Genomic DNA, 26,121 nt, shown 5'->3' with positions numbered 1-26,121 from the left:
AGGAACTAAAATTGCACTTTACAACTTTGGCAAGCGGAAGTTCCGGAAACGCAATTCTTATTGGAGAGGATAACCGACATTTGCTTGTGGATTGTGGAATTAGCGGCAAGAGTCTGTTACATAACCTCTCTCAAGTAAATCTTTCTTGTTCAGGCATCGAAGGAATTGTGGTTACCCATGAACATGTCGATCATATTAGGGGAGTAGGGATTCTTGCCAGGAAACTAAAAATCCCCATCTATGCTACATCCGGACTTTGGAAGGTTATGAGTCATTCCTTGGGAAAGCTTGCCGAAGATCAACGTATTGAAGTGGAAGAGTCCTTTTCTTGTGCTGGTTTGAACGTCATACTCTACCCGACATCACACGATAGCCGGGAAAGCTATGGGCTCAAGATCTCACGCCCCAAGGAAAAGGATAAGAAGGATTTGGCTGTCGGGATTGCTACTGATAGTGGCATAATTACGGAGGAAATGCATCGGCATTTGAAGGGGTGCGATGCCCTTATCGTTGAGGCGAATTACGATGATCAACGATTGCAATATGGGCCGTATCCAGCCTATCTGAAGAAGCGAATCCGAGGAAAGTTTGGTCATTTAGATAATAAACAGGTAGCTGAAGGACTTTTAGAGTGGATACAGGAAAACACCCAAAGGGTTATCTTGGCTCACCTGAGTCAGGAAAATAACACCCCGGAAATTGCCCTATCCACCGTGCTGGGTATTCTTCGCGACTCAAAGGGGTCTAAGAATCTCTCAAATGTCCCTGTCCATGTGGCCCCCAGGCATTCGCCGCATGAATTGATGATGTTAATGGAATAATAGCAATAGGAGGTTAAAGTTATGGACTACTATAAGGATAATAATTATTCTCGGAGAGGTCCTGGCTTTTTTTCGACAGTTATTGTTGCTTTAGTCAGTGCCTTGTTAGGCGGAATCATTGCCGTAACCTTAGTTCCAACGGTATACGGGAATAAACAAGTAACTCCCTCAAGCCAAGTTGTTTTAAATGCAGGTCCAACGACTCCCTCAGTTCCAACGGAAGGGACTGCGAATTTTCCGGTAACTCAGATTGCTAAAGCTACTGGTCCGGCTGTGGTCGGGATTGCTAATTTCCAATCTCGAGGCTCCTTATTTGGAGGGGGCGGATCGACGGAAGTAGGAAGTGGCTCAGGGTTTATCATTGATGCACAAAATGGATATATCGTCACCAATAATCATGTCATTTCAGGGGCGGAAAAGATTATTGTTAGTTTGGCGGATGGCCGAAATATTAATGCCAGACTTGTTGGCGGTGATGAGCGGACTGACTTAGCGGTAGTACAAATACCCGATACGAAGGACTTAGTTGCTACACAGCTGGGTGATTCTTCCAAACTGCAAGTCGGAGAACCGGTTGTAGCTATTGGGAATCCCGGCGGACAGGAATTTGCTCGCTCAGTAACAACAGGAGTTGTATCGGCAACAAATCGTATTTTAAATATTCCCGGAGAAGCCAGTTTTAACCTTATCCAAACAGATGCTGCTATTAACCCCGGAAATAGCGGTGGTCCCCTTGTTAATTACCAAGGTCAGGTGATTGGGATCAATTCTGCAAAGAATCAGGAACAAGGATTTGAAGGCATGGGCTTTGCAATCCCTATAACAGATGCGCTGCCGACAATTAAGCAGCTGATTGAGAAGGGATATGCCAGTCATCCGGGGCTAAATGTCCAAATTGATCCTAGATATACGGCTGAATATGCCACTCAACGAGGATGGCCTGAAGGAGCCTATATCTCCAAAGTTACACCCGGGGGACCGGCAGAGAAAGCAGGAATTCGAGCTGGGGACGTTTTAACGAAGATTAATGGAATTGCTATTAAGAGCTCATTGGAATTGACCCATCAGTTGTTGAAGAATAAACCCGGTGATACGGTTACCGTCACAGTATACCGGGATAACAAAAATATCGATGTTTCAGTTACGTTAGTGGAAATCAAATCCCAGTAGATAATATGAGGAACCCAAACTTGAGTATTGGTATGTACTCCTCAAAACATATCCTTTACCATTGAACTGAGCCGAACCTGGGCAGGTATCAGATCAAAGGGGATGTAACAAAGCTTTAAATTTGTTACATCCCCTCTTTTATCTGTGTAATTTGTTTAGATGACCAAAGATGGATTAATCAAGTGATTCTTAGCTTCAGATGGAGTTTGCCTAAGAGGAATACTTACTCCATCTGAAGCTTAGAAGAACTTATCCAGGGACGTAGCAGCCGTTATCTCATCCTCACCGCTAAAGTTGTTCTGTTTAGTTTGCGGTTCGGCGAAAGCATCCACTGGATGCTTTCGTACTTATAGAAGATGGGAGTCTTACGGCTGTTAGTCATCGGATAAAATTGAAAATGGGACTGAAATCATTCCAAAATTGTCTATGCTATAAATAGATAAATATTAAACCTCTCGGGAAGTATTTATAGGCTAAAGTTGAACTCTCGGTTCTAATGCAGTATTATTTAGTGCAAAGGAAAAAATGGCAGATAGGATGAAGAATAGAAAGGTGATATCGATGGAACATAAAGCCTCCTCGAACTTTATTAAGAATATTATTAACGAGGATTTGAAATCGGGTAAAGTTGATCACATTATTACTCGATTCCCACCGGAGCCTAATGGTTATTTACATATTGGTCACGCTAAATCCATTATTTTAAATTTTGAATTAGCGGATGAATTCAAGGGTAAAACCCATCTGCGCTTTGATGATACTAATCCAGTTAAAGAGGATACAGAATATGTAGAATCTATCAAAGAAGATGTAACGTGGCTGGGATATAAATGGGATGAATTATTCTTTGCCTCAGACTATTTTGAAGAAATGTATAATCGAGCTGTCCTGTTAATTAAGAAAGGTAAGGCTTATGTTTGCGATTCTACAGCCGAGGAGATTCGTAAAATGCGCGGATCCCTTATTGAGGTCGGACAAAAAAGCCCCTACAGAGATCGCTCAGTTGAAGAAAACCTGGAATTATTTGAGCGAATGCGTCAAGGGGAATTCAAAGATGGACAAAAGGTTCTCCGTGCTAAGATAGATATGGATTCTCCCAATATTAATATGAGGGATCCGGTTCTTTACAGGATTGCTCATGCCAACCATCATAATACAGGAGATAAGTGGTGCATCTACCCTATGTATGACTTTGCCCATCCGTTAGAGGATGCAATTGAAGGGGTGACACACTCTATATGTACCTTGGAATTTGAGGATCATCGTCCTCTGTATGACTGGGTCATACGAGAGTGTGAAATGGAAAAGGTGCCACATCAATATGAATTTGCCCGGTTAAACATTACTAATACTGTTATGAGTAAGCGTAAACTCAAACAATTAGTTGATGAGCACGTTGTTGACGGGTGGGATGACCCGCGCATGCCTACAATCTCAGGACTTCGTCGAAAAGGTTATACTCCTGAAGCTATTCGTAGTTTTGCTCGGGAAATAGGTGTTGCTAAAGCGGATAGTGTAGTAGATAGTAAAATGCTCGAATTTTTTATTCGAGAGGATTTAAAGCTTAAAGCACCCAGAACAATGGCTGTATTAGAGCCGCTCAAAGTTGTTATTACAAATTACCCTGCAGACCAAGTTGAAATGTTAGAGGCTGAGATTAATTCTGAAAACCCGGAAATGGGTACTCGTCAAATTCCTTTTTCGCGAGAAATATATATAGAACAAGATGATTTTATGGAGAATCCTCCGGCAAAATATTTCAGGCTTTTTCCGGGAAATGAAGTCCGCTTAAAAAATGCCTATTTTATAAAATGCAACGATATAGTAAAAGATGAAGCGGGTAAAGTTATCGAATTACATTGCACCTACGACCCGGAAACCAAGAGTGGAACTGGCTTTACAGGAAGGAAGGTAAAGGGGACTATTCATTGGGTAGAAGCCTCTCAAGCAGTCCCGGCAGAATTTAGACAATACGAACCTTTGATTCTGGATCAGGAAGAGGATGATGATACTTCCTTTTTGGAACATATTAATCCTAACTCCTTAGAGATCGTCCAGGGCTTTGTCGAGGCGAATATTAAAGATTCAAAGCCACAGGATAAATTTCAGTTTTTTAGGCATGGCTACTTCAATGTTGATCCCTTGTCATTGAAACAAGGCAAGCTGATATTTAATAGAATTGTGTCATTGAAGAGTTCATTTCAATTAAATAAATAAATAAATATAAACATAAACATAAACATTCAAAAAGAACTCTCTAAAATAGCATCGATATGCTTAGAGAGTTCTTTTGAATGTTTTTTAGCTTTTTGAGAATAATAATAAAAATTTTAGGAGGGTTAATAAATGGAAAGTAAAGAAATCCAAGGGAGTGAACTCACTCAAGGTGAAGCAGCGGTTAATGGAACTATTAGCAGTGAAGTAGTATCAAATAATTTGGATGACTCTATCGGTCTTAGTCAGCAGAAACTACGAAATGCACAGGTTGAAGAGCTTACGTTCTCATAACTAGAAATGAATGTAGATTTATACCAAAAAGAGTAGAGGCAGATTTGTGCCTCTACTCTTTTTTGGGAGAGGTGACTTTGGGTGACAAGAATTCAACAAAATATAATCATTTTACTAAATTGTTTTTTAGGTGAACCAAGAAGTCTTGTACATTAGTTACCATAGTAGTAACCTCTAAAGATCCGCGATCTCTGAGTTTATTGACGGCAAACTCAGCAATATCAATACAGTATATGAAGACGGGGCGGATCTCTCCATTATGTTGTATGTAAGCCGGCGTCATATTTCCTGCTGCAATAGTGTGAAGCTGAGTGGCTAGGCAAATAAGAGTCGTAGCTTTACGAGTATGCTTGCGCATTTCATCTTGGGCTTTATATACATCAGCTATTACGGAAGGCAGTGGACCGTCGTCACGAATTGAACCTGCAAGAACCAAGGGGATGTTATTAGTGATAGCAGAATACACAATACCCTCACTTATGTTTTCCTTTTCTATGAGACCTTCAAGGGAACCTGCATCTCGAGCCATATTGATCAAATCTAAATGGTGATAATGAGCATTAGGGGGAGACTGTTGATTATAGGTGTTTTGCCCCAATGCAGTACCAAAAATAGCTGCTTCCAGGTCATGGGTTGCCATAGCATTACCTGCCAGAATAGCATGAGCAAAGCCATTTGATATAAGGCCGGAAAGAGCTGTTCTAGAATCGTAGTCAAAGACAACTGCAGGACCTAAGACCCAAACAATATACCCATTATCCTTCTCATATTTTAATAGTTCATAAAGTTCATCATAGTCCTTTGAAAAAGCCGTTTCCCTAGAACGGCCGGAACGAAAAGAAAATAACTCTGAATGGGTATCGGTTGAACTAAACCCTGATGCATAAACAAAAATGCCCTCACTTCCATCTTCGGTTCTTCCGGTTATTACCTTATCCCCAATGTTTAAATTTCTAAACTCAACCACTTGAACCCTTCCATCTGTCCTTAGGACAGGAACCCCATCCATTCGGCTTTCACTCGCTAAAATCCATTCGCCATTTATTTTAAAATACTCAGGATATATGGAGAGAGCATGATAGTTTTCCGGAGCCGACCCTGCATTTTTCACTTCGACAATTTGAGCATTTGGAGCAGATACGAAAGGTTCTTGATCGAAATTTGGGTGTTTATAGTTTGGTAGTTGGTAACTCATCCGGTATCCTCCTTAAATGTTTGGGTTATTTTGCCCCAAAAAAACAAACTAACATTCCCCTTTTCAAAATTTATTAGAGATTAGGTTAATTCCAGGTCGAAACCCAAAACGATACAAGCAATGTAAATAATTTTCAATTGTGGCAGATTTTTAGGGTGAAATCTTATCCTAGAGATTCCGATATAAAAGTAAGTGGATTCTTCACTTATAAATGTCCCCAAAATTAACAAAGTAATAGGGAGGAAGAGAATGAAAAAGAGAATTATCCTTGTGTTCTTTTTAATTTGTCTGATGTTTTCTTTGCCAACAACTGCTATGGCGACGCTTGGGGATGTTTTACTTAAAGTAGGTTCTAAAGGACCGGATGTTGTGGAGTTGCAGACAAAACTAAATTATGTTGGCTACAATGTTGGTAAAGCGGATGGTGTTTTCGGGAGTTTGACCCAACAAGGGGTAATCAACTTTCAAAGAGCGAACAAGCTAACTGTTGATGGACTTGTTGGTCCCATAACAGCAAAAACCTTAAATAATGTTTATTTGAAAAAACAACAGACCCAAGCGCAGACTTCTCCGACTCAGACTCCAACACAGAGCAAGGCCGATAGTATACTAAGTACAGCAAAACAGTATATAGGAGTTAAGTACCAATGGGGGGGGACTTCCCCTTCAACGGGTTTTGACTGCTCCGGTTTTGTGTACTATGTTTTTAAACAAAATGGAATTACTTTACCTCGGGTATCACGTGACCAATATACTGTGGGAAGCTATGTATCCTTTGAGAATCTACGACCAGGCGATCTAGTATTCTTCTCCTTTGCTGGAAATGGTGTTGTAGATCATGACGGGATTTATGTTGGTAACGGACAATTTATTAACGCTTCCTCTTCTAAGGGAGTTACAATTTATACTATTGGGCCATACTGGAAATCAGTTTATGTAGGAGCCCGACGAGTGATTTAGAGAGCGGGAGATTAGAACCGATTTACCAAACTTAGATCACCATGTACTAGAATGATATAGTAAATAAGCAAAAGACAACAAATCCTACAGGAAATATAGGCCTGTAGGATTTGTTGTCTTTGCCTATCAAACTATTATGTAATGATTTAAAGTTTTGTTGAGATCGTGCCTAAATGTGCTTTAGTTATTGCAATTAGATCATGGGGATTAAGATAAAGCTGAAATCCTCGCAATCCTGCACTTACAGCAACTTTTTCTTGATTTGTTATAGAAGAGTCAATGAAAACAGGATAGCTCTTTTTCATTCCTATAGGAGAAACGCCTCCTCGTATATAACCGGTCAAAGGCAATACCTCCTTTAAGGAGACTATCTCAACTTTCTTATTCCCGCTCAATGCGGCTAATCCTTTGAGGTAGAGTTCATAATCACCTTGGATACAAGCAACGATGACCCCAGTTTTATCACCACGGGCAACTAAAGTCTTATAGACTTGCTCGATGCTTAACCCGACCTTATTAGCAACAGTAATGGCAGACAAATCTGATTCATCGACCTCGTATTCCTTTAGCTCATAGGGTATTCTGTTCTTGTCTAAAATTCGGGCTGCATTTGTTTTATGGGACATAAATTCACGCTCCCTATATTAAATATAAAAGAATTCCTTTTGGAAATCGGAATTATGATAATCTTATCTTCGCCAAGCTGCTTTTCTTTTACGAAGGATGTCCCTATAATATAACTTATAGCCTTGGGAATTTGTCAAGATTTTTTTGACCATAAACTGAAGATGAATTCTGGGAGTTTCCCATTCTACGTATTAGGTTGTAGATATCCTGAACTCCTTGCTTTTTGAGGTTTATGCTGACTTGGCTGTACAAGTTGACTGAGTCGTGATATCGTCATATAAACAGCTCTTATTAAGAAGGAGGTAGTAAACTTTTGAAACAATTAAAGGTTCTTGTATTCTCCGCATCATTCGGAAACGGACATTTGCGGGCAGCGGAAGCTGTTATTGAAGGGATACGTATTCAGGAACCTTCTGCAACCATTACTCACCTCGATTTTGGAGATTTTCTAAGTAAACCCATTAATTCGATGATCAAGAGTGTCTATGGTGAAATTATCAATCATATCCCGAAACTATGGGGGCGTTTTTATTACAGAACATCTATGGTTCAGCCCCGCTCAATAAGCCAACAGTTTTTAAATAAATTAGGACGCAATGATTTCTTGAAGTATATTAAGACCTTTAAACCGGACTTTATCGTGTGTACTTATCCAACAGTTTCGTCCGTGTTAGCCCAATTACGATATGAAAAGATTCTACAGATTCCTGTAGTTACGATAATTACTGACTATACGGTTCACAGTCATTGGGTTCATCCCGGTGTTGATCGATACATAGTTGCCTGTGGAGAAGTTAAGAATAGTTTACAAGCCTGGGGGATAAAGGCGGAGTGTATTCATGTTACTGGGATACCAGTAAGTCCGAAATTCGAAGAAACTGTAAACCGAGAGTTAATATTTTCTAAGTTAGGTCTAAAGTCGGGGATACCTACCTTTTTAGTAATGGGAGGATCCTATGGGATTTTAAAGAGCGCAAATAGAATTTGCCGGAAACTAGTTGATTCTAAAGTTCCCGTTCAAGCTATAATTGTGTGTGGAAAAAATGAAAAACTTTATGAATCCTTGAAAGAGCTCAGCGCTCAAGGTTGTAACCCTCTAGTGAGGTTGAAATATGTCCATAATGTTGAAGAATTAATGGCTGTCTCTGACCTTATAATTACTAAAGCTGGTGGATTAACGGTTTCGGAAGCGCTAACTAAGCGTTTACCGCTTCTAATATTCAAGCCGATACCTGGACAAGAAGAAGAAAATGCACACTTTGTTCAGAAGATAGGAGCGGGAATCGTTGCTCAGACTGAACAGGAATTAGGTCAGTTGATAAATTATTTCTTGACCTATCCTGAAGAAGTTCAGAAAATGAGAGATAAGACAGCTACTGCCTTACCTGGTCATTCTACAAAATGTGCGGTTGATGAGATGCTTAGGTTGGTTAAAAAAGAAATGTTAGCGTAACTTTGGTTTAAGAAAAAAGAAGTTTAAGAAAAAGAAGCAAAATTGAGTATCAATTTATGCTTCTTTTTTTATGTTAGAGCCCTCTCCAGTACTCGGGACGAAGTCGCTCTACAGTATGATTATTAATGATACTATCTAAAGTCTTTAACAATTCATCTCTGTCTTCTGGAAGGGTAGCTCGAAGCGGCAGATAGTTCGAGGCGTGATTACTCCGAAAGATACAGTTTGATACCTTAAGATTCCCAAGCATAGTTCTAAGTTCTTTTAAAGATTCGAAGGGACTGAGAAGTTGGAAGGAGCCATCTTTTATAGCTTTTGCAAGAGGGGCATCCTCTTCTAACATTAATGTAAGGGCACCTAAATATTGAGGGTCTATTTGGCTGATAACATGAGCGGTATCAATGGCATGTTCCTGGGAAAGAGCCTTTCCTCCCAGACCGATAATAACTGTGCAGGATAGTGTTAAACCGCTTGCTCTAACCCTTTGTCCCGCAGCAATCATTTGGTCAGTGGTGACCCCCTTACAAACAGACCTTAGAATACCTTCATTACCGCTTTCTACACCTAAATAGACGATATTAAGTCCATGGGCCTTTAAGGTTGCTAATTCTTCTGAGCTCTTGGAAAGTATGTCTTTAGGGCCGCCATAAATTCCAACTCTCTTTAAATGAGGAAATTTTTGATAGAGTTGATCAAGAATTTCAGTCAGCAGGTCAGTGTTAATAGCAATTGCATCTCCGTCTGCCAAAAAAACTCGTTCGGCGTCTGGTTCCTGAGCCTGGGCAACGCTAAGAATTTCTTTGATTTCAGCTCGTGATTTAATCCTAAAAGATTTGTCCTTATACATTGTGCAAAATGTGCAAGCGTTATGTTTACACCCAACAGAGATCTGTAAAATAACGCTTTTCGCCTCACTTGGAGGACGAAAAATTTTACCTTCATAGAACATATAATCCACCATCTCCCAATTATATTATAGTCTCTTTGTTCTACAATGATGTAGGAAGTCCCTGCATTTAATTCATAATGAGATTTTCATCAAATTCCGAGACACGGATTCTTCAGTGGGGGCCCTTATTAAAGTGCAGAGGCGGGAGATGATTTTGGTAATCGAAGAGGGTACGAAAACTTCTTGAAGAGGAAGTGAATATAATATATAGAGTTTAAAATAACATTGACAAGTGATCACAATGATCATATAATAACATCATCAGGACGTTGGTTGTTAAAAAGAACATAAGTAGGTGAGATAATGAATGTAAAACATTTACAAGCAATTCGAAATGTGTTGAATGATTTAGAACCGAAACAAAAGGCTCTGCCGTATTTAGAATTAGATTCAATGATGTTGGCGCAGGTAGTTGAAGTGGCTAAACGGGTTAGCCAAAATGATATTAATCCTACTCATGTACAAAATTGGGTTAGACGCAAGTACCTTCCCAATCCCTTAAGAAGAAAGTATAGCAGGGAACAAGTTGCGAACATTCTGCTCATTAATGATTTGCGAGATATTTTATCCCTTGAAGAAGTCTCCCAATTACTTGGTTATGTTAATCAAAGCCTTTTAGATACCTCGGATGACAGAATTAATCCTACTAAACTTTACCGGTATTACAGCGAAACTTTTGACTGTACCCAGATGGACTGGGAGAAATCCCTTCGAGAATTAGAGAAAGAAGTTGAGCAAACCCTGTCCGAAGATGAAATGCCGGAAGATGACCGGGAAAAGGTTGAGACTACGTTGGTTATTCTAAATTTATTGGCGAGAGCTAATTTATATAAACAAATTGCTAAGCGATGGTTAAATAGTTTAGAAACTTAAGGATATATAAGTACGCTTAGCCAACAGAAAGGAGGAGAAGGAAGTGTCTCAGAGTATTATTATTGGGCTGATTCTACTAGGAATCGCATTGTTGGCAATTGAGATTTTTGTTATTCCAGGTTTTGGAGTCAGTGGTATTTTGGGGATAGCTGCTTTAATCTCGGGCATATTTTTAGTGACAGATTCTCTTTTAGAAGGGTTGATTTTCACTGCTGGGGCGCTGATCGTTTTGGGTATTATCATTTACCTAAGTTTAAAATCACCCAGGACACAGAGATTGTGGAAGAAGTTTTCTTTAAGCACTCGTCAAACATCAAAGGAAGGGTATGTTGCCCCAAAACCACAGTATGAAATGTACCTGGGTCAAATAGGAATAGCGCTAACTCAATTACGACCAGCGGGAACAGGTGATTTTAATGGTGTTAAGTTAGACGTTGTCACGGAAGGGGGCTTTATAGGCTTAGGAACAACTATTAAAATTATCGGAGTCGAAGGATCTCGAATCATTGTTCGAGAAGAAAGATTATAAGGAGGTGAAGCTCGACTGCGGTCGGGCAATGAATGAATCCATTATATTTAACTCTGGCGATGTTTTTTCTGGGTTTTATTGTCTTAAGTGTTATTTTAACCTTCATCCCTGTTGGGCTCTGGATATCCGCATTGGCGGCAGGGGTTAATGTTGGAATTTTTAATTTGATTGGTATGCGGTTAAGAAGAGTAGTCCCGTCTAAAATTGTAAGTCCCATGATTAAAGGGCATAAAGCCGGCTTGACGGTTACTACAGATCAACTTGAAGCACACTACTTGGCAGGTGGTAATGTTGATAGAGTTGTAAATGCTTTAATTGCTGCGGAACGAGCAGCTATTCCGCTGCCCTTCGAGCGTGCGGCAGCTATCGATTTAGCAGGACGGGATGTTCTGCAGGCTGTTCAAATGTCAGTTAATCCAAAAGTAATTGAGACCCCTGTTGTATCTGCAGTGGCTCAAAACGGAATTGAACTTAGAGTTAGGGCAAAAGTAACAGTGCGAGCTAATATCGATAGACTTGTCGGTGGAGCCGGTGAAGAGACAATTATTGCACGGGTTGGGGAAGGTATCGTAACCAGTATTGGTTCATCCGAATCCCATAAAGCCGTATTAGAAAGGCCGGAGCTGATTTCTCAAACAGTTTTGGCAAAGGGACTTGACGCGGGAACGGCTTTTGAAATCCTATCCATTGATATGGCGGATGTTGATGTAGGAAAAAATATTGGGGCACAACTCCAGATGGATCAGGCCGAAGCAGACAAACGTATTGCTCAGGCAAAAGCTGAGGAACGACGTGCTATGGCTGTTGCTAAAGAACAAGAAATGAGAGCATCAGTTGAAGAAATGCGGGCAAAGGTTGTCGAAGCAGAATCTGAAGTGCCAAAAGCTATGGCTCAAGCTTTAAGAGATGGCAAACTAGGTGTAATGGACTATTATAATATGCAAAATATTATTTCGGACACCCAAATGAGAGGAACCATTGCTCAAGCGGGGAAATCTGACTCAGGCAATGATAGCACAACCAAGAAGTAGGTGAAATCATGTCGGTCTTCACTGTTGTAATTATCATTTGGGTGATTTTTCAACTAATTGGCTCACTTATCAAGAAGGGTAAGCAGCAAACTCCGAGAAATTTCTCTCATCCCGCTAAATTGCCGAAGAGTATAAGAGAGGTTCTGAAGGAACCAGCCAAGGGATCTTGGCAGGAACAGATGCAACAAGCATTTACTCAAAGCTCACGTCAATTAGAAGAAAAGCCGGTTCGGGCAGAATCCATAGAAGTAACTGAAACAAGAAGTTTTATGGATGGATTTGTTCAAACTGAAGGGACACAGGGAGTTGAAGGAACCCAAGGAGTTGAGGGTACACAAGGAGTTGAAGGAACCCAGGGGATTGAAGGAACAAGCAGCTACCAAGGAAATTATGAAGTAGAAACCTACCGTGATAGAGAGGAAAACCTCGATGAAAGGATGCCCGAGAGAGAAAAAATTGCAGAGGGTCTGACTTTTTCTCTTGAAGAAAAGAACCTCATACGGGGAATTGTTTGGGCGGAAGTTCTGGGAAAACCAAGAGCATTGCAGCCATTTAAGGGATCTCGTCCATAAAAAGAGGGAAATTGCACAAATAGCCATGGGTTAAACACCTATGGCTATTTGCATTTTTTAAGTATAGTAACAGTCTAGAATCTGAATAAAATAATATTATTGGCATTTATAGGTTATAGCTGGATAATTTCTTTCGAACTTTGCCACACTAAAGACTATCAATAAAGTGAGGTGAGGGTATGAAAGTACACATTAGGCATTGGAGGATGGTTATAACCATCGGATTATTACTGAGCATAACTCTGTCTGGGTTTGCCTATGCAGCTTTAGGCGATCGGTTACTAGGCAGAGGGAGTAAGGGGTCTGAAGTAACGGAATTACAAAAGAAGTTGGTTCAGTTAGGTTATACTGTTGGAACCGTTGATGGAAAATACGGATCCAAAACTGAAGCAGCGATACGACGCTTTCAAAAGGAGCATGGGCTAAGAGTCGATGGATTAGCTGGAACACAAACTATCAAGGAACTAAAGCGCTTAACTGGGCAGAGCACTAATGCATCAGGAAAGGCTGTAGGTTATAAAAACATTGACACTAATCTATTGGCTCGAGCGGTAAATGCTGAGGCAAGAGGAGAACCTTACATTGGCCAAGTGGCTGTAGCCGCAGTCATCTTAAACCGGATTGCGGATCCTGCCTTCCCAAAAACAGTTGCAGATATCGTTTATCAACCGAGAGCCTTTTCCAGTGTAGATGATGGTCAAATCAATTTGCCTCCTTCAGCATCTGCGATACGTGCTGCACAAGAAGCAGTAACCGGATCCGACCCCTCCGGCGGAGCGCTCTTCTTTTTTAATCCGGCGAAAACATCCAACAAATACATTTGGTCTCGGCCACAGATTAAACAAATCGGAAATCATATGTTTACGAAGTAGGGGGACAAGTATGCACAGAAAACTTTGGATCGGTGCTATAGCCTTAGCCTTGTTAATTTCGCTGGGCTGGGGTTGGAATGAATATCGCTTAGCGGGAGAATACAGGCTTGCTGCAGAAAATAATAATCGAAGGGCTTTGAACGATTTTGCAAGCCATCTTGATCAATTGGAAACAGATTTGGCTAAGGGAAATGTGGCTAGTAATCCTGCTCAAAAGATACTTTACTTAAGCCAAGTCTCTAGTAAAAGTGAGGCGGCCCTTAAGGATTTCGCTCAAATCCCTGCCCAGCAGACAGGACTGAGTTATGTAGGTCAATTCTTAACACAGTCCGGTGAGTTTGCACGGATTTTAGCTCAAAGAGTTGCTGGGGGAGGTGCGATTACTTCTGAAGAAGAAACAACTCTAAGAGATATGCATGAACGTCTGATGCCGGTTAATCAACAAGTTCAAGACTTAATTCTTAGAATGGACACAGAAAAGTTAGTTTGGACAGATCCTGATCCATCCTGGAGGCAACGGCTGGGCTTAGGTACTCAAGTTGCTGAGGCTGCAGCGGATGGCTCGGAAGCTCCTTCTAAATCAGTAAGCTCTGGTCTTGATCAGCTAGATGCGGGCTTACAAAAGCTTCCTCCGTTTTCGTATACGGGGGAGTATTCTACTCGAGTTGTTGCAAAACCATTGGGCCTCCCGGCGGGAGAAGTGACAAAAGATCAAGCCTTGGAAAAGGCCCGAGATTTCCTAAGTAAAATTGGGTATGCCGATGCAACCCCCGAATTTTCGGGAGAATCCCAAACGGAACTTGCTTGTTATATTTTCAACTACAAAGAATCCTATCTGGAGGTTAGCCGTCAAGGTGGGGCTATCGTCCTCTATCGTGATCAAAGAGCGATTGAACCTAAGACACTCAAGGTAGAAGATGCATCCAACAAAGCGAAGGCTATTTTGCAAGCCTTAGGTTGGCAACAAGTAGCGATAACTTCAAGTGAAGAGTTTGGTTCATATGTTCAATTTGATGCCGTCTATGAAAAAGATGGGGTGAGGATTTACCCCGATAAGGTGCGTCTGATGATTGCTTTGGACAATGGTCAGCTTGTAGGATTTGATGCTACACCCTATTATGCTTTTCATCATGAACGGACTTTCCCAGCAAAACTTACAATGGAGCAGGCTGTACGTAAATTGCGACCGAATTTTCAGGTTTTAGAGAGTCGTTTAGCCGTTATTCCGAAAAGCGGGAATAAGGAAGTTTATAGTTATGAGTTTCGAGGTCGGTATCAAGGGGAAGAATACCTTATATATCTAAATGCAACCAATGGTGCCGAGGAGAAAATCCAACGTATTATTAAGACGCCGCGAGGAGAATACCTTAAGTAAAATCCACTGAACAATGATAAGCGAGAGGGAAATCTCCCTCTCGCAATTAGTGCTTTCAATTTAATCTGAGGTTAAAAAGTTTTTTCGCAATCATTCTTCTACAGGATATCCTAAGGGTTATGTATATTGTTTTTAATTTCTTGATAAACAATAAAGGATTTTTATTAATTTACGAGAATAGGCACTTATACAAATTATACGTTATAATTCATTCATCATGACTTTTCATAAGGAAGGAGCGATTTCTATGCAAAAAAATGCATCAATTCAAATCAAAGGGACACAAAAATATCCAGAAGGGCAAGAAGATCAACAGGAATTGCTGACCTTTGGGAAGTTTTATGAACGAAACGGAGTTTTTTATGTAGTATATAAGGAAGAGGAAAAGAATACTACGGATCTAGGTGAGGTGACAACGTTTATAACGATAAAAGCAGGAGCGGTTATCTTAAATCGCAAAGGTGCCGTGGATTTGACACAAGAATTTAGGAAGGGAATACTTAACAACAGTATTTATACCACCTGTTATGGGAAACTATGGTTAAGCGTCTTACCCCACAAAGTAGAGTCTGACTTGACAGTCCATGGGGGACGTATTAGTCTAGAATATGACCTTTTTGTCGATGATAAGTTGGTAAGTCACAATGGTCTGTTGGTAAACGTAAAGGAGGATATCCCTTAATGAGTCTCTACGAGAATATAAAGACAAAGATTACAAACCATTTAGTTGAAGCTGCAAATAAGGCTAAGGCAGTTGGGGAATTAAATTTTGAGGAATTGCCAAGTTTCGTTTTAGAGGAGCCGAGAGAAAAGCAACGTGGAGACTTGGCCTCGAATCTAGCTATGGTGTTGGCTAAGCAGGCAAAGCGCTCCCCTCGAGATATTGCTGCTGCACTCATTAAGCATATGGAAACTAGCGGGACATGGATTGAATCCTCTGAAATTGCAGGAGCTGGTTTTATTAACTTTCGCTTAAACCCTGCCTGGCTCACCGGGGTTATTACGGAGGTGTTAAAAGCTGGGGAAAGTTACGGAGAAGGGGATATTGGAAAGGGCCAAAAGTTACAAGTAGAGTTTGTTAGCGCTAACCCTACTGGATTACTGCATATGGGTAATGCTCGAGGGGCAGCCTTGGGTGACAGTTTGGCTTCATTACTTGCTAAGGCCGGGTACGAGGTTACTCGAGAATTCTATATCAATGATGCTGGAAACCAAATACATAATTTTGGTTTATCCCTGGAATCCAGGTATTTGCAGCAACTTGGTGAGGATGTCCCTTTTCCGGAAGGTGGTTATCACGGTGAAGACCTGATTGACACAATCAAGGGTTTAATTGCTAAAGAAGGGGATAAATACTTATCCGTTGAACCGGGATTAAGAAGAGAGTTGATGGTTCGCTATGCCTTAGATGAAAAAATGAGGAATATTCGAGAAACCTTAGAAGATTTCGGAGTCACCTATGATGTTTGGTTTAACGAACAATCCCTGCATGATTCAGGTGCAGTTCGTTCAACGATGGAAGACCTAGAAAATAAGGGGTACATTTACGAAAAGGAAGGCGCCCACTGGCTTAAGTCTACACAATTTGGTGATGAAAAAGATGAGGTAGTCATTAGAAGCAATGGTTCCCCAACTTATTTTGCTGCTGATATCGCTTATCATCGCAATAAATTTGACCGGGGGTTTAACAAAGTCATCAACATTTGGGGGGCGGATCATCATGGGCATGTGGCTCGAATGAAGGGTGCCATGTCTGCTTTAGGGTATGATTCCGAAAATCTTCAAATAATTCTTATGCAACTAGTCCGACTCATCCAAAATGGTGAAGTAGTAAAAATGTCTAAACGTTCCGGTCAGTACATTACATTGCGGGAATTGATGGACGAAGTAGGAAAAGATGCCGCGCGGTTCTTCTTTATTCTAAGGGATCCTGATTCTACCGTGGAATTTGATATGGATTTAGCTAAATCACAGTCATCGGATAACCCGGTTTACTATGTTCAGTATGCGTATGCCCGTTTATGCAGTATTTTGCGTCAAGCTGATGAGTTAGGCACCTTGGATACTCCACCTACCGAAGAGGAGCTTTTGCTCTTGAACAGTACTGAGGAACGAGAATTACTTAAGAAGATGGCGGATTATCCAAGTGAAATTATCGTTGCGGCACGCTTGATGGAACCCCATAGACTGGCCCGTTATGTCCTTGATTTAGCAGGACTCTTTCATACCTTTTATAATAGTCAACGTGTACTTGTTGAAGATGAAGCTTTGCGAAGAGCACGTTTGAGCTTGGTTAGAGCTGTGAAGCAAATTGTAGGTAATGTATTAAATATACTAGGCGTATCAGCCCCAGAAAGAATGTAAATTTATAATGTTTAGGCCAGGGATTAGCAGGAAATATTTAGGGGTGGGCCGAATATAGTGATATTCAAAACGACGAAGGGCGGTGGAGTTTTTTGACCCACTCTTTAAGTAGAAAAGACAAACCAACGGAAGCAGATATAGCATATGAGGTTCTAAAAACCCAAGGTAATCCGATGCATTATCAAAACTTGATCGAAGAAGTGCTTCAACGTTTAGGAATTTCTCAAGAGGCTATACGGGTAGCTGCGGCACTCACCCAGATTAATCTAGACACAAGATTTACATTCCTCGGAAAGGGCGAATGGGGATTGAAAGTTTGGGAGCCTGCAAAAACGTCTCGTCGGGCACCGGCGGTAACTCTGATAAACAAAGGTTCTTTGGATGAAGATGATAAATCTGACTCGGAGGATTTAGAGGATGAATCCTTGGACGAGGATATTTCCGAAACGGATGAAGTTTTTGATGAAGCGGATGAAGGTCAACGTGGAGAAAAGTGGTAGTCAGATTATAATAAAGACACTTCTAAAGGATGCAGGTCACCTTGACATCCTTTAGAAGTGTAGCTAAAATAAGGGTAAGGAAATATTCATGATCGGGAATAGCTGGACTACTTATGCAAAATAAACATAGTCAATTGACTGGTAGAATAAAGCTAGTGCGAAACTAGCTTTATTTATGTGTTTTGGCCCAACATTTAAGCTCTGAAAGGAAATGGTAAAGCTCATGACAAAATTTATTTTCGTAACTGGCGGAGTGGTGTCTTCCCTTGGCAAAGGAATCGCTGCCGCATCCCTGGGTTGTCTTTTGAAAAATAGGGGTTTTAAAGTGGCAATTCAAAAGTTTGACCCCTATATTAACATTGACCCTGGGACAATGAGTCCGTACCAACACGGTGAAGTGTTTGTTACGGATGATGGGGCAGAGACAGATTTAGATCTAGGCCACTATGAGCGCTTCATCGATGTGCCGGTCTCGAAGAACAGTAATGTTACAACGGGTAAGGTCTACTGGTCGGTTATACGAAAAGAGCGTAAAGGAGATTATTTAGGAGGAACAGTTCAAGTTATTCCTCATATCACCAATGAGATTAAAGAGCGGGTTTATCGAGTTGCTAGAGAGAGTCATCCTGACTTTGTAATTACTGAAATTGGTGGTACCGTTGGAGACATTGAGTCTTTGCCGTTTCTAGAAGCTATCCGCCAAATGAAAAATGATATTGGGCGAGAAAATGTTATTTATATTCATGTCACCCTAGTCCCATACTTGGCTATGTCTGGTGAATTGAAGACAAAACCAACTCAGCACTCTGTTAAAGAATTGCGTGGAATTGGTATTCAGCCCTCAATAATTGTTTGCCGAACAGAAAAGGCTCTTTCCAAAGAGATGAAGGAAAAGTTAGCGTTGCTTTGTGACGTGGATTTAGAAGCTGTTGTACAGTGTCTAGATGCCTCAACCATTTACGAAGTTCCCCTTATGCTTCAAGCGGAAGGCTTTGATGATATTGTTCTGCGCAGTGCAGGTCTTGAAGCTCCTGCTGCGGACATGACCGAATGGAAAAATATGGTTGAAAAGATTAAATCTCCAACTCGTGAGATCGAGATCGCAATTGTAGGTAAATATGTTGCACTTCCGGATGCTTATCTAAGCGTAGCAGAAGCTTTGCGGTCTGCGGGAACTGAGCACGGTGCTAAAATCAAAATTCGTTGGATTGATTCAGAGAACATTGAAGAAGAATCGGCTGAAAAGTATTTAGCAGGTGTGGATGGAATCCTGGTTCCGGGAGGTTTTGGAAACCGAGGGATTGAGGGAAAAATTGAAGCGATTCGCTACGCAAGAGAAGGTAAAATTCCTTTTCTGGGTATTTGCTTAGGAATGCAAACAGCGATCATAGAAATCGCCCGTAATCTGTGCGGTATGGAACGAGCTAACAGTACAGAGTTTGACGCAGATACACCTTACCCAGTTATTGATATTCTTCCGGAGCAAAAGGACATCGAAGACAAGGGTGGTACCATGCGCTTGGGAATTTCTCCTGCGAAACTGGTAGAGGGCAGTAAGGCCTATCAAGCTTATCAAGACCAAGTTGTTTATGAACGTCATCGTCATCGGTATGAGGTTAACAACCAGTTCCGAGCAGAGTTGGAGAAGGTAGGATTAAGGTTTTCAGGAACGTCTCTTGATGGACGGTTAGTTGAAATTTCAGAGTTCCTCGATCATCCTTGGTTTGTCGCTTCTCAGTTCCATCCGGAGTTTAAATCACGACCGAATAGAGCACACCCGCTATTTAGGGAGTTTATACGGGCGACGCTTTCGAAATAATTGTTGCTTAAGGACAAAGTTCCAGCCTAGGAGGTTATGGCTTACGAACTAGCGCGAGGTTCATTATTGAGAACCTCGCGCTTCTCGCTTCGAATCCCGACAGGAAGAGTTCTGCCACCCCCGTAGGAGGGTATGGCATGGACTCTTCCTGTATAATACGGCAGAATGAATTGATTAGAGGAATCGAACCATGGGAAGAATGGTTAGAGGAAGGGGATTGAACCGATGACCTATATTGCTAGGTGGATCGATAAGAGTGAGCATACACGCTTTAATGAGTTTTTGGCAAAACACCCCAAAGGACACGTGCTCCAAACTTGGGAGTGGGGGGAAATCAAAAGCAGGACGGGATGGCAGCCTTGGCGATTGATTGTTGAAAATAACCACGAAATTGTGGCAGCAATCTCAATACTTGAAAGAAAGATTCCGGTGGTAGGAATTCCTATCTTTTATGCGTCTAGGGGGCCGGTAGTCGACTGGAAAAATGCTGAGTTGTTTGATTTAGTTTTAGCTGAAATTAAGAAATTAGCTAAAAAACGAGGAGCGATTTTTTTAAAGGTTGATCCTGATTTGCCCTCTTCAGAAAAAGAGTTAGAACAGTACTTAATATCTAGAGGTTTTAAATCGGCTGAGAGTGGGAAGGGCTTTGAAGGAGTTCAGCCAAAGTATGTGTTTCGTTTGGATATTTCCCCGGACGAGCAGACTCTTCTTAATAATATGCAGCAAAAAACCCGGTATAATATTCGTTTGGCTCAGAAGAAAGGGGTTCAAATTCGCAAAGGAACTCGTGAAGATTTGCCGGATTTCTATCGTGTCCTCAAAGAGACTACTGAACGTGACCGTTTTTTAGTGAGAGCTTATTCCTATTTTGAAGACCTATATGATTCCTTGGTTCCTGTGGGCTTAGGAGAATTATTTATTGCTGAGTATGAAGGGAATATTATCTCGGGTACATTGGCCTTTGTCATTGGAAATAAAGCTTGGTATATATATGGGGCTTCCTCCAATGCTCATCGCAATGTTATGCCTAACTACTTGATACAATGGGAAATGATACGTTGGGCCAAGTCATTAGGATGCACGCTGTATGATTTTCGAGGGGTGCCCGGGCATTTGACGGAGGAGAATCCCCTTTATGGCCTTTATCGCTTTAAGAAGGGGTTTAATGGCGAGTATACAGAGTTCATCGGAGAATGGGATTTGGTGTATAGGCCGATTACGTATTTCCTCTGGAATCATTTGGAACCGCTTTATTCCGATGTTTTAAAGGGAGTAATCGCTAAGTTACGGCGAGTGCGGAGGAGATGACACCATGTCTGGAACATGGATCGAAGTGGACTTGGATGCCATAGTAAATAATTATCAAGAAATAATTAAGCACCTCCATCCTAAAGCAAGATGTATGGCAGTTGTCAAGGCTGATGCCTATGGTTTAGGCGCAGTTCAAGTAGCTCTTGCCTTAGAGCAAGTGGGATGTGAAGCTTTTGCGGTTACCAAGGTTGAAGAGGGGCTAATCTTACGTAAAAGTGGGATAAAGGGACTTATTTTAGTACTTGGGCCGACCACCCAAGAAGAATGGCCGGAAGCCATTAAATCACAATTACAACTAACAATCACAGAGTTATCACTAATTGCTAAACTGAATGAGGTCTGCCTCAGCCTGTATCAGGACGCCCATGTACAGCTCAAACTGGAAACGGGTATGGGCAGAACCGGCTTTCGCTTAGCCGAGCTTGGTGAGCTATCTAAATTACTAGGGAGTGCGGATCGTTTAAAGGTTAGGGGAGTATATACTCATTTTGCTCGGGCTGCCCAGAGGGATAAGCGCTATACTTCAGAACAATATGCCACCTTTAAGACCCTAGTTACTCGCTTGGAGGAATTGGGAATTAATCCTGAATGGAAACATGTTTGTAACAGTGCTGCTTATCTGGATTATCCTGAGTGGCACCTTGACTTTGTCCGTATTGGAACACTCTTAATTGGGCATTACCCAGGGCCGGGCTATAGCGGGAAATTATCATTAAAAGACCCATGGATTGCCAAGAGCCGAATTGTTCATTTGCGACAAGTTCCCAAAGGTACATATGTGGGGTATCAAAGCATCTACCGTACTAAGTCAACTACTCAGCTGGCGGTAATCCCGGTGGGATATGCAGATGGACTAGGAATAGCCCCCCATTTTGTTCCGCAAGGATGGGTGGATTTTATAAAAATAGTCATAAAAAATTTTGCTGCCTTAATAGGTATTTTTCTTGGTCAAGAACGAGTAGAATTAGGGGGACGGACTGTTCGAGTTGCCGGGAAGATCGGAATGCAGCTTACAGTACTTGACGTTGGAATGCAAGCTTGTACGTTAGGAGATGAGGTTAGAATCCCATTGCGAAGGACATTAGCGAATCCACGGATACATAGAAAATATAAACAAGGCGGACGAATTTTGTCAGAACGAACTATTGAAGAAGGACTTTCAACAACAAATACAGAATATTCACTTTAGATTTCATAAAGGAAAGGGATGTGGGGAGTGGCTAAGATTCTTGTAGTAGATGACCAACTTGGTGTGCGTCGCCTACTCTTTGAGACCTTCCGAGAGGATCAGCACGAGGTTGAGATGGCTGCGAATGGAGAAGAGGCTGTTGAATTATTGAAATCATTTAAGCCAAATCTTATTTTAATGGACATGAAGATGCCGGGGATGAACGGGATTGAAACTTTAAGGCAAATTCGTTCTTTAGACCGTCACGTTGGCGTGATTATGATGACAGCCTATGGCGATGCTCAAAATATGGAGCAAGCTAAGGAGCTTGGAATTCTCCATTATCTAGGCAAGCCTTTTGATTTATTTGAATTGAGAGAACGGGTAAGAGAGATATTAATTAAGGCCTAATTTCCTTAGAAAGTGGTTCCCTCCTGACTGACCTAGTTTTCTTTTATAGGAAAGGCAGGAAAATCTTCTTGCATGACGAAGTATAAGCTGTAGGAAGAGGTGGGAATTATGATTCTAACGACAAATACTACGATAGCTATACAGTGTTCCCAATGTGGAGAGCTAGAATTTCATGCCCTCTCTCTCTTTGCATTTTCTCGGCAAGGACGTAAGAATCTCCATTGTGGTTGTGGACGTCAACTGATGTCTGTAACCAGCAGAAATCGGAGACAGTTTAACGTCGCATATGCTTGTGCTTACTGTGGGGAGACCCATTATTTAAAATTAAACCATCATGCAATCTGGGGAAAAGAAGCTCTGCCCCTTACTTGCCCTGATGTGGGGGCTTCGGTCGGTTATATCGGATCAAAGCAAAAAGTTACACAGGCTTGTCGTGAACGTGAAAAATCCCTCGGGGAATTGGCTTTAGAGTTAGGGTATGAGGAAGAGTTTGAAAATCCCGAAGTAATGCTTGGGGTTTTAGATTATCTTCGCCGCTTAGCTAGGCAAGGAGATTTAGGGTGCGCCTGTGGCAATCGCCAGTTAACCTTTGAACTGTTGCCAGACCGTGTCGAGCTTTATTGTGAATGCTGTGAAGCGGTGGGGATTATTTATGCGGACAGCTCAGATAATATCCGTCAAATTGAAGGAATAAAATCTGTTTATTTGGAAGAGAATAAGACTTGGCTTATCAATAGTCCGTTGCGGGGTCAACATGTCTCGAGATCAATGGAGGAGGAAAAGAAATGGCGTTAGTATCGATGGTCGAATTATTAGATAAGGCGCAAAAAGGAAAATATGCAGTGGGCGCCTTTAACTGTAATAATATGGAGATCGTCCAGGCGATAGTTGCTGCAGCAGAGGCGGAAAAAGCCCCTGTAATCATCCAAGCAAGTCAAGGTGCAATAAAATATGCGGGAATTGAATACATTACGACCTTAACCAAGTTAGCGGCGGAAAAAGCAAGTGTGCCAATTGCTTTGCACTTAGATCATGGCACAAGTTTTGCTCAAGTAATGCAATGCGCACGCCATGGGTTTTCTTCAGTAATGATTGATGGATCCAAGCATCCTCTTGAAGATAATATTGCTTTAACGAACAAAGTAATTGAAGCTGTACGGCATTTGGGTATTTCGGTTGAAGCAGAATTAGGGAAAATCGGTGGGACAGAGGATGACATTACGGTTAGTGAACGGGAGGCCTTGTTTACTGACCCAGAAGAAGCTGAGTATTTTGTACAGAAAACTCAAGTAGATGCTTTAGCAATTGCCATAGGAACAGCCCATGGGCAATACAAGGGTACTCCCAAACTTGATTTTGATCGTTTAACTCAGATTAGAGAAAGAGTCTCCACACCCTTGGTATTACACGGTTCTTCAGGAGTACCAGAGGACGCGTTGCGTGAAGCTATTTCCCGAGGTGTTTGTAAAGTTAATATAGATACGAATATCCGGGAAGCATTTGTATTTGCTGCACGTCAAGCACTTGAAGGAAATCCGACGGAAATTGACCCGCGAAAAATGTTAGGGCCTGCTCGAGAAGCGGCTACAAAGATAATTCAAGAAAAAATTCGAATTTTTGGAAGCGTTGGGAAGGCATAACTCAACCACTAGAAAGAATGCACTTTAGAAAGAAGGTAGCTGAATGCAGTTTTTCTTAGACTCTGCAAATATCGAAGAAATTAAGCAAGCTTGGAATATGGGAGTAATAGGGGGGCTTACTACAAATCCCAGTTTAGTTGCTAAAGAAGGAATGGACTTCCATGAACTTCTTAACACGGTGATTGGGATTGTTGATGGCCCGATCAGTGCAGAAGTAATAGCCCTTGATTATGAAGGGATGTTGCAGGAGGCACATGTACTGGCTGCTATTCATCCAAACATTGTAATTAAGATTCCGATGACAGAAGAGGGTCTCAAAACTGTAAAAGTATTAAGCAGCGAGGGAATAAAAACAAACGTTACACTTATATTTACAGCTAACCAGGCCTTACTGGCAGCTAGGGCCGGTGCATCCTATGTCAGCCCTTTCCTTGGGCGGCTGGATGATATCGGAGAAAATGGACTAAATCTGTTAGCTGATATTTGCGAGATCTACCAGGCTCATGGCATTTCAACCAAAACTATTGCTGCGAGTATACGAAATCCAGTCCATGTGACTGAATCGGCAAAAATAGGAGCGGATTTTGCAACGGTTCCTTTTGGGGTACTGAGGCAACTTTTCCGGCATCCATTAACAGATGCCGGAATCGAAAGGTTTTTGGCGGATTGGAAAAAACGATAGAACTGCTTTTATAGATAAAATTGGCATTGGCCTATCTGAATAGATAAGGTGATGCCAAATTTTTATGTTTATATAGAGTACCTATGAAACTTGGTTGAAAAACAAATAAAAGCGTGTCACAATAAGATAGAGATTTTAAAAGTGGACGCATTCATTTCAGTGAATGTAATAATTCTTTAAGGTTGGGTTAAGATTTAAGGGGGAATTGAAATTGGAGAGAGAACTTACAATGGAATTTGCCAGAGTGACAGAGGCTGCGGCCTTAGCCTCGGCGCGCTGGGTAGGTCTCGGAAATAAAGATGCTGCAGATAACGCCGCAGTAGAAGCGATGCGGGCGGTTTTTGATACTATTCACATGGATGGGACAGTGGTTATTGGGGAAGGGGAAATGGATGAAGCTCCCATGCTATACATTGGAGAACGAGTTGGCAACGGAGAAAAACCTCAGTTAGACGTTGCTGTTGATCCTCTCGAGGGAACAAATATAGTGGCCAAAGGCATGGCTGGAGCAATAGCGGTTGTTGCAATCGCCAAGAAGGGTTGCTTGCTTCATGCTCCCGACATGTATATGGATAAAATTGCAGTAGGTCCTGCCGCGGTTGGTCGGATAAATCTTGATGCCCCGGTAGCGGAGAATGTTGCCAATGTTGCAAAAGCATTAGGTAAGAGTATGGAGGACATCACGGTTGTAATTATGGATCGGCCAAGACATCACAAGCTGATTCAAGATGTGCGTGCTTGTGGGGCGAGAATTCGTCTCATTACTGATGGAGATGTATCTCCGGCGGTGGCTTGTGGTTTTGAAGATACCGGTGTGGATATGATGATGGGGGTTGGTGGAGCCCCGGAAGGGGTTCTCGCTGCGGCGGCTCTCCGCTGTATTGGTGGAGAGATGCAAGGGCGTTTATGGCCGGAAAACGATGAAGATATAGCTCGCGCTAAGGCTCTGGGGATTACGGATGTTCATAAATTGTTAACAATGGATGATTTGGTAAAGGGCGATGATGTTTTTTTTGCTGCCACGGGAATAACAGAAGGTCCTTTAGTACGGGGGGTTACCTTTACTGCGAAGGGTGCCCTGACTCATACTGTTGTGGCACGCGGTAAGACTGGAACAGTTCGGTTTATTGAAGCAAGGCATAGCTTTGATAAAAAGCCACGCTATGCTATGAAGGGTTGTTAAAACTTAGAAAGACAATCCTTGACCGTTTAATGCTCTTTGTGCTAGAATAGTAAGAGTTGACTGGAAATGTTTTTTAAGGTGCGACAAAAAAGCGCCTCGATCCAAATG

At 41.6% G+C, this 26,121-nt stretch carries 26 protein-coding genes; 23 read left to right on the top strand and 3 right to left on the bottom strand.

Annotated elements, in window-relative coordinates; translation table 11 throughout:
• The first annotated feature begins 11 nt into the window (after positions 1 to 11).
• The 4 genes from DP73_RS16295 (at position 12) to DP73_RS23560 (ending at position 4,499) form a co-directional block, all read left to right on the top strand.
• On the top strand, positions 12 to 821 hold the full coding sequence (locus DP73_RS16295; protein ID WP_034600865.1) for an MBL fold metallo-hydrolase: 810 nt from the start codon (positions 12 to 14) through the stop codon (positions 819 to 821).
• Between the two features lie 21 nt (positions 822 to 842).
• Positions 843 to 1,991 (top strand): trypsin-like peptidase domain-containing protein, encoded by a 1,149-nt coding sequence (locus tag DP73_RS16290; protein WP_034600863.1) that lies wholly within the window; start codon positions 843 to 845, stop codon positions 1,989 to 1,991.
• Positions 1,992 to 2,516: 525 nt separating this feature from the next.
• Positions 2,517 to 4,208, top strand: a complete 1,692-nt coding sequence (locus DP73_RS16285) for a glutamine--tRNA ligase/YqeY domain fusion protein (protein ID WP_205623404.1) — start codon at positions 2,517 to 2,519, stop codon at positions 4,206 to 4,208.
• A gap of 129 nt (positions 4,209 to 4,337) precedes the next feature.
• On the top strand, positions 4,338 to 4,499 hold the full coding sequence (locus tag DP73_RS23560; protein ID WP_165574424.1) for a hypothetical protein: 162 nt from the start codon (positions 4,338 to 4,340) through the stop codon (positions 4,497 to 4,499).
• Between the two features lie 106 nt (positions 4,500 to 4,605).
• On the opposite strand, the gene DP73_RS16280 is transcribed toward DP73_RS23560, so the two are convergent.
• Positions 4,606 to 5,694 carry a hypothetical protein gene (locus tag DP73_RS16280; RefSeq protein ID WP_034600860.1) on the bottom strand — a complete coding sequence of 363 codons (1,089 nt, stop codon included), beginning with the start codon at positions 5,692 to 5,694 and terminating at the stop codon, positions 4,606 to 4,608.
• A 249-nt stretch (positions 5,695 to 5,943) separates the two neighbouring features.
• Here DP73_RS16280 and DP73_RS16275 point away from each other — a divergent pair, with 249 nt between their 5' ends.
• The gene (locus DP73_RS16275) at positions 5,944 to 6,654 is read left to right on the top strand and encodes an NlpC/P60 family protein (RefSeq protein WP_034600858.1); all 711 of its coding nucleotides are present in this window, start codon (positions 5,944 to 5,946) and stop codon (positions 6,652 to 6,654) included.
• A 146-nt stretch (positions 6,655 to 6,800) separates the two neighbouring features.
• On the opposite strand, the gene ybaK is transcribed toward DP73_RS16275, so the two are convergent.
• Positions 6,801 to 7,280, bottom strand: a complete 480-nt coding sequence (gene ybaK / locus DP73_RS16270; RefSeq protein WP_034600856.1) for a Cys-tRNA(Pro) deacylase — start codon at positions 7,278 to 7,280, stop codon at positions 6,801 to 6,803.
• Positions 7,281 to 7,594: 314 nt separating this feature from the next.
• On the opposite strand from ybaK, the gene DP73_RS16265 reads away from it, so the two are divergent.
• On the top strand, positions 7,595 to 8,734 hold the full coding sequence (locus DP73_RS16265) for a UDP-N-acetylglucosamine--LPS N-acetylglucosamine transferase (protein WP_034600853.1): 1,140 nt from the start codon (positions 7,595 to 7,597) through the stop codon (positions 8,732 to 8,734).
• 73 nt (positions 8,735 to 8,807) lie between these two features.
• On the opposite strand, the gene DP73_RS16260 is transcribed toward DP73_RS16265, so the two are convergent.
• The gene (locus tag DP73_RS16260) at positions 8,808 to 9,683 is read right to left on the bottom strand and encodes a radical SAM protein (protein ID WP_034600852.1); all 876 of its coding nucleotides are present in this window, start codon (positions 9,681 to 9,683) and stop codon (positions 8,808 to 8,810) included.
• Positions 9,684 to 9,986: 303 nt separating this feature from the next.
• Here DP73_RS16260 and DP73_RS16255 point away from each other — a divergent pair, with 303 nt between their 5' ends.
• From DP73_RS16255 to glpX, 17 genes are all read left to right on the top strand, one after another.
• Complete coding sequence (locus tag DP73_RS16255; protein ID WP_034600851.1) at positions 9,987 to 10,556, top strand: DUF1836 domain-containing protein; 570 nt, start codon at positions 9,987 to 9,989, stop codon at positions 10,554 to 10,556.
• A 43-nt stretch (positions 10,557 to 10,599) separates the two neighbouring features.
• Positions 10,600 to 11,085, top strand: coding sequence for an NfeD family protein (locus tag DP73_RS16250; protein ID WP_034600849.1), 486 nt, complete (start codon positions 10,600 to 10,602; stop codon positions 11,083 to 11,085).
• Positions 11,086 to 11,117: 32 nt separating this feature from the next.
• Entirely contained in the window at positions 11,118 to 12,116 is a 999-nt protein-coding gene (floA, locus tag DP73_RS16245; protein WP_034600848.1) for a flotillin-like protein FloA, read from the top strand.
• An 8-nt stretch (positions 12,117 to 12,124) separates the two neighbouring features.
• Positions 12,125 to 12,688 (top strand): hypothetical protein, encoded by a 564-nt coding sequence (locus DP73_RS22125; RefSeq protein ID WP_052090756.1) that lies wholly within the window; start codon positions 12,125 to 12,127, stop codon positions 12,686 to 12,688.
• A 179-nt stretch (positions 12,689 to 12,867) separates the two neighbouring features.
• The gene (gene sleB / locus DP73_RS16235; RefSeq protein ID WP_034600847.1) at positions 12,868 to 13,560 is read left to right on the top strand and encodes a spore cortex-lytic enzyme; all 693 of its coding nucleotides are present in this window, start codon (positions 12,868 to 12,870) and stop codon (positions 13,558 to 13,560) included.
• 10 nt (positions 13,561 to 13,570) lie between these two features.
• Positions 13,571 to 14,935 carry a PepSY1/2 domain-containing protein gene (locus DP73_RS16230; protein WP_034600846.1) on the top strand — a complete coding sequence of 455 codons (1,365 nt, stop codon included), beginning with the start codon at positions 13,571 to 13,573 and terminating at the stop codon, positions 14,933 to 14,935.
• Positions 14,936 to 15,182: 247 nt separating this feature from the next.
• Entirely contained in the window at positions 15,183 to 15,617 is a 435-nt protein-coding gene (locus DP73_RS16225) for a DUF1934 domain-containing protein (RefSeq protein WP_034600845.1), read from the top strand.
• On the top strand, positions 15,617 to 17,299 hold the full coding sequence (gene argS, locus DP73_RS16220) for an arginine--tRNA ligase (protein WP_034600844.1): 1,683 nt from the start codon (positions 15,617 to 15,619) through the stop codon (positions 17,297 to 17,299). The genes DP73_RS16225 and argS overlap by 1 nt, the downstream gene beginning before the upstream one ends.
• Before the next feature lie 92 nt (positions 17,300 to 17,391).
• A complete protein-coding gene (gene rpoE / locus DP73_RS16215) occupies positions 17,392 to 17,799 on the top strand; it encodes a DNA-directed RNA polymerase subunit delta (RefSeq protein WP_034600842.1) in 408 nt (135 codons plus the stop codon).
• Between the two features lie 223 nt (positions 17,800 to 18,022).
• Positions 18,023 to 19,618, top strand: a complete 1,596-nt coding sequence (locus DP73_RS16210; RefSeq protein WP_034600841.1) for a CTP synthase — start codon at positions 18,023 to 18,025, stop codon at positions 19,616 to 19,618.
• A 225-nt stretch (positions 19,619 to 19,843) separates the two neighbouring features.
• On the top strand, positions 19,844 to 20,926 hold the full coding sequence (locus DP73_RS16205) for a peptidoglycan bridge formation glycyltransferase FemA/FemB family protein (RefSeq protein ID WP_034600840.1): 1,083 nt from the start codon (positions 19,844 to 19,846) through the stop codon (positions 20,924 to 20,926).
• A 4-nt stretch (positions 20,927 to 20,930) separates the two neighbouring features.
• Positions 20,931 to 22,118 carry an alanine racemase gene (alr, locus tag DP73_RS16200; RefSeq protein ID WP_034600839.1) on the top strand — a complete coding sequence of 396 codons (1,188 nt, stop codon included), beginning with the start codon at positions 20,931 to 20,933 and terminating at the stop codon, positions 22,116 to 22,118.
• An 18-nt stretch (positions 22,119 to 22,136) separates the two neighbouring features.
• Positions 22,137 to 22,508 (top strand): response regulator, encoded by a 372-nt coding sequence (locus DP73_RS16195; RefSeq protein WP_205623403.1) that lies wholly within the window; start codon positions 22,137 to 22,139, stop codon positions 22,506 to 22,508.
• Between the two features lie 108 nt (positions 22,509 to 22,616).
• Positions 22,617 to 23,303, top strand: a complete 687-nt coding sequence (locus DP73_RS16190; protein WP_034600838.1) for a hypothetical protein — start codon at positions 22,617 to 22,619, stop codon at positions 23,301 to 23,303.
• Positions 23,294 to 24,148, top strand: a complete 855-nt coding sequence (locus DP73_RS16185; RefSeq protein ID WP_034600836.1) for a class II fructose-1,6-bisphosphate aldolase — start codon at positions 23,294 to 23,296, stop codon at positions 24,146 to 24,148. Before DP73_RS16190 ends, DP73_RS16185 begins: the two co-directional genes overlap by 10 nt.
• A gap of 43 nt (positions 24,149 to 24,191) precedes the next feature.
• The gene (gene fsa, locus DP73_RS16180) at positions 24,192 to 24,830 is read left to right on the top strand and encodes a fructose-6-phosphate aldolase (protein WP_034600835.1); all 639 of its coding nucleotides are present in this window, start codon (positions 24,192 to 24,194) and stop codon (positions 24,828 to 24,830) included.
• A gap of 211 nt (positions 24,831 to 25,041) precedes the next feature.
• Positions 25,042 to 26,013 carry a class II fructose-bisphosphatase gene (gene glpX, locus DP73_RS16175; protein ID WP_034600834.1) on the top strand — a complete coding sequence of 324 codons (972 nt, stop codon included), beginning with the start codon at positions 25,042 to 25,044 and terminating at the stop codon, positions 26,011 to 26,013.
• Positions 26,014 to 26,121 lie beyond the last annotated feature (108 nt).

The sequence above is a fragment of the Desulfosporosinus sp. HMP52 genome, assembly GCF_000765145.1.
In the GTDB taxonomy this organism is placed as follows: Bacteria; Bacillota; Desulfitobacteriia; order Desulfitobacteriales; family Desulfitobacteriaceae; genus Desulfosporosinus.
The sequence above is the reverse complement of the archived record's forward strand: the minus strand, read 5'-3'. Positions and strand labels throughout refer to the sequence as shown.

Coding starts and splice junctions, on each gene's coding strand:
- DP73_RS16230 (WP_034600846.1), top strand. CDS start 13,571: ATGCACAGAAAACTTTGGATCGGTGCTATAGCCTTAGCCTTGTTAATT.
- DP73_RS16275 (WP_034600858.1), top strand. CDS start 5,944: ATGAAAAAGAGAATTATCCTTGTGTTCTTTTTAATTTGTCTGATGTTT.
- alr (WP_034600839.1), top strand. CDS start 20,931: ATGTCTGGAACATGGATCGAAGTGGACTTGGATGCCATAGTAAATAAT.
- fsa (WP_034600835.1), top strand. CDS start 24,192: ATGCAGTTTTTCTTAGACTCTGCAAATATCGAAGAAATTAAGCAAGCT.
- DP73_RS16185 (WP_034600836.1), top strand. CDS start 23,294: ATGGCGTTAGTATCGATGGTCGAATTATTAGATAAGGCGCAAAAAGGA.
- argS (WP_034600844.1), top strand. CDS start 15,617: ATGAGTCTCTACGAGAATATAAAGACAAAGATTACAAACCATTTAGTT.
- DP73_RS16260 (WP_034600852.1), bottom strand. CDS start 9,683: ATGTTCTATGAAGGTAAAATTTTTCGTCCTCCAAGTGAGGCGAAAAGC.
- floA (WP_034600848.1), top strand. CDS start 11,118: ATGAATCCATTATATTTAACTCTGGCGATGTTTTTTCTGGGTTTTATT.
- ybaK (WP_034600856.1), bottom strand. CDS start 7,280: ATGTCCCATAAAACAAATGCAGCCCGAATTTTAGACAAGAACAGAATA.
- DP73_RS16255 (WP_034600851.1), top strand. CDS start 9,987: ATGAATGTAAAACATTTACAAGCAATTCGAAATGTGTTGAATGATTTA.
- DP73_RS16285 (WP_205623404.1), top strand. CDS start 2,517: ATGGCAGATAGGATGAAGAATAGAAAGGTGATATCGATGGAACATAAA.
- DP73_RS22125 (WP_052090756.1), top strand. CDS start 12,125: ATGTCGGTCTTCACTGTTGTAATTATCATTTGGGTGATTTTTCAACTA.
- DP73_RS16190 (WP_034600838.1), top strand. CDS start 22,617: ATGATTCTAACGACAAATACTACGATAGCTATACAGTGTTCCCAATGT.
- DP73_RS23560 (WP_165574424.1), top strand. CDS start 4,338: ATGGAAAGTAAAGAAATCCAAGGGAGTGAACTCACTCAAGGTGAAGCA.
- sleB (WP_034600847.1), top strand. CDS start 12,868: ATGAAAGTACACATTAGGCATTGGAGGATGGTTATAACCATCGGATTA.
- DP73_RS16225 (WP_034600845.1), top strand. CDS start 15,183: ATGCAAAAAAATGCATCAATTCAAATCAAAGGGACACAAAAATATCCA.
- DP73_RS16210 (WP_034600841.1), top strand. CDS start 18,023: ATGACAAAATTTATTTTCGTAACTGGCGGAGTGGTGTCTTCCCTTGGC.
- DP73_RS16280 (WP_034600860.1), bottom strand. CDS start 5,694: ATGAGTTACCAACTACCAAACTATAAACACCCAAATTTCGATCAAGAA.
- DP73_RS16205 (WP_034600840.1), top strand. CDS start 19,844: ATGACCTATATTGCTAGGTGGATCGATAAGAGTGAGCATACACGCTTT.
- DP73_RS16290 (WP_034600863.1), top strand. CDS start 843: ATGGACTACTATAAGGATAATAATTATTCTCGGAGAGGTCCTGGCTTT.
- DP73_RS16195 (WP_205623403.1), top strand. CDS start 22,137: ATGTGGGGAGTGGCTAAGATTCTTGTAGTAGATGACCAACTTGGTGTG.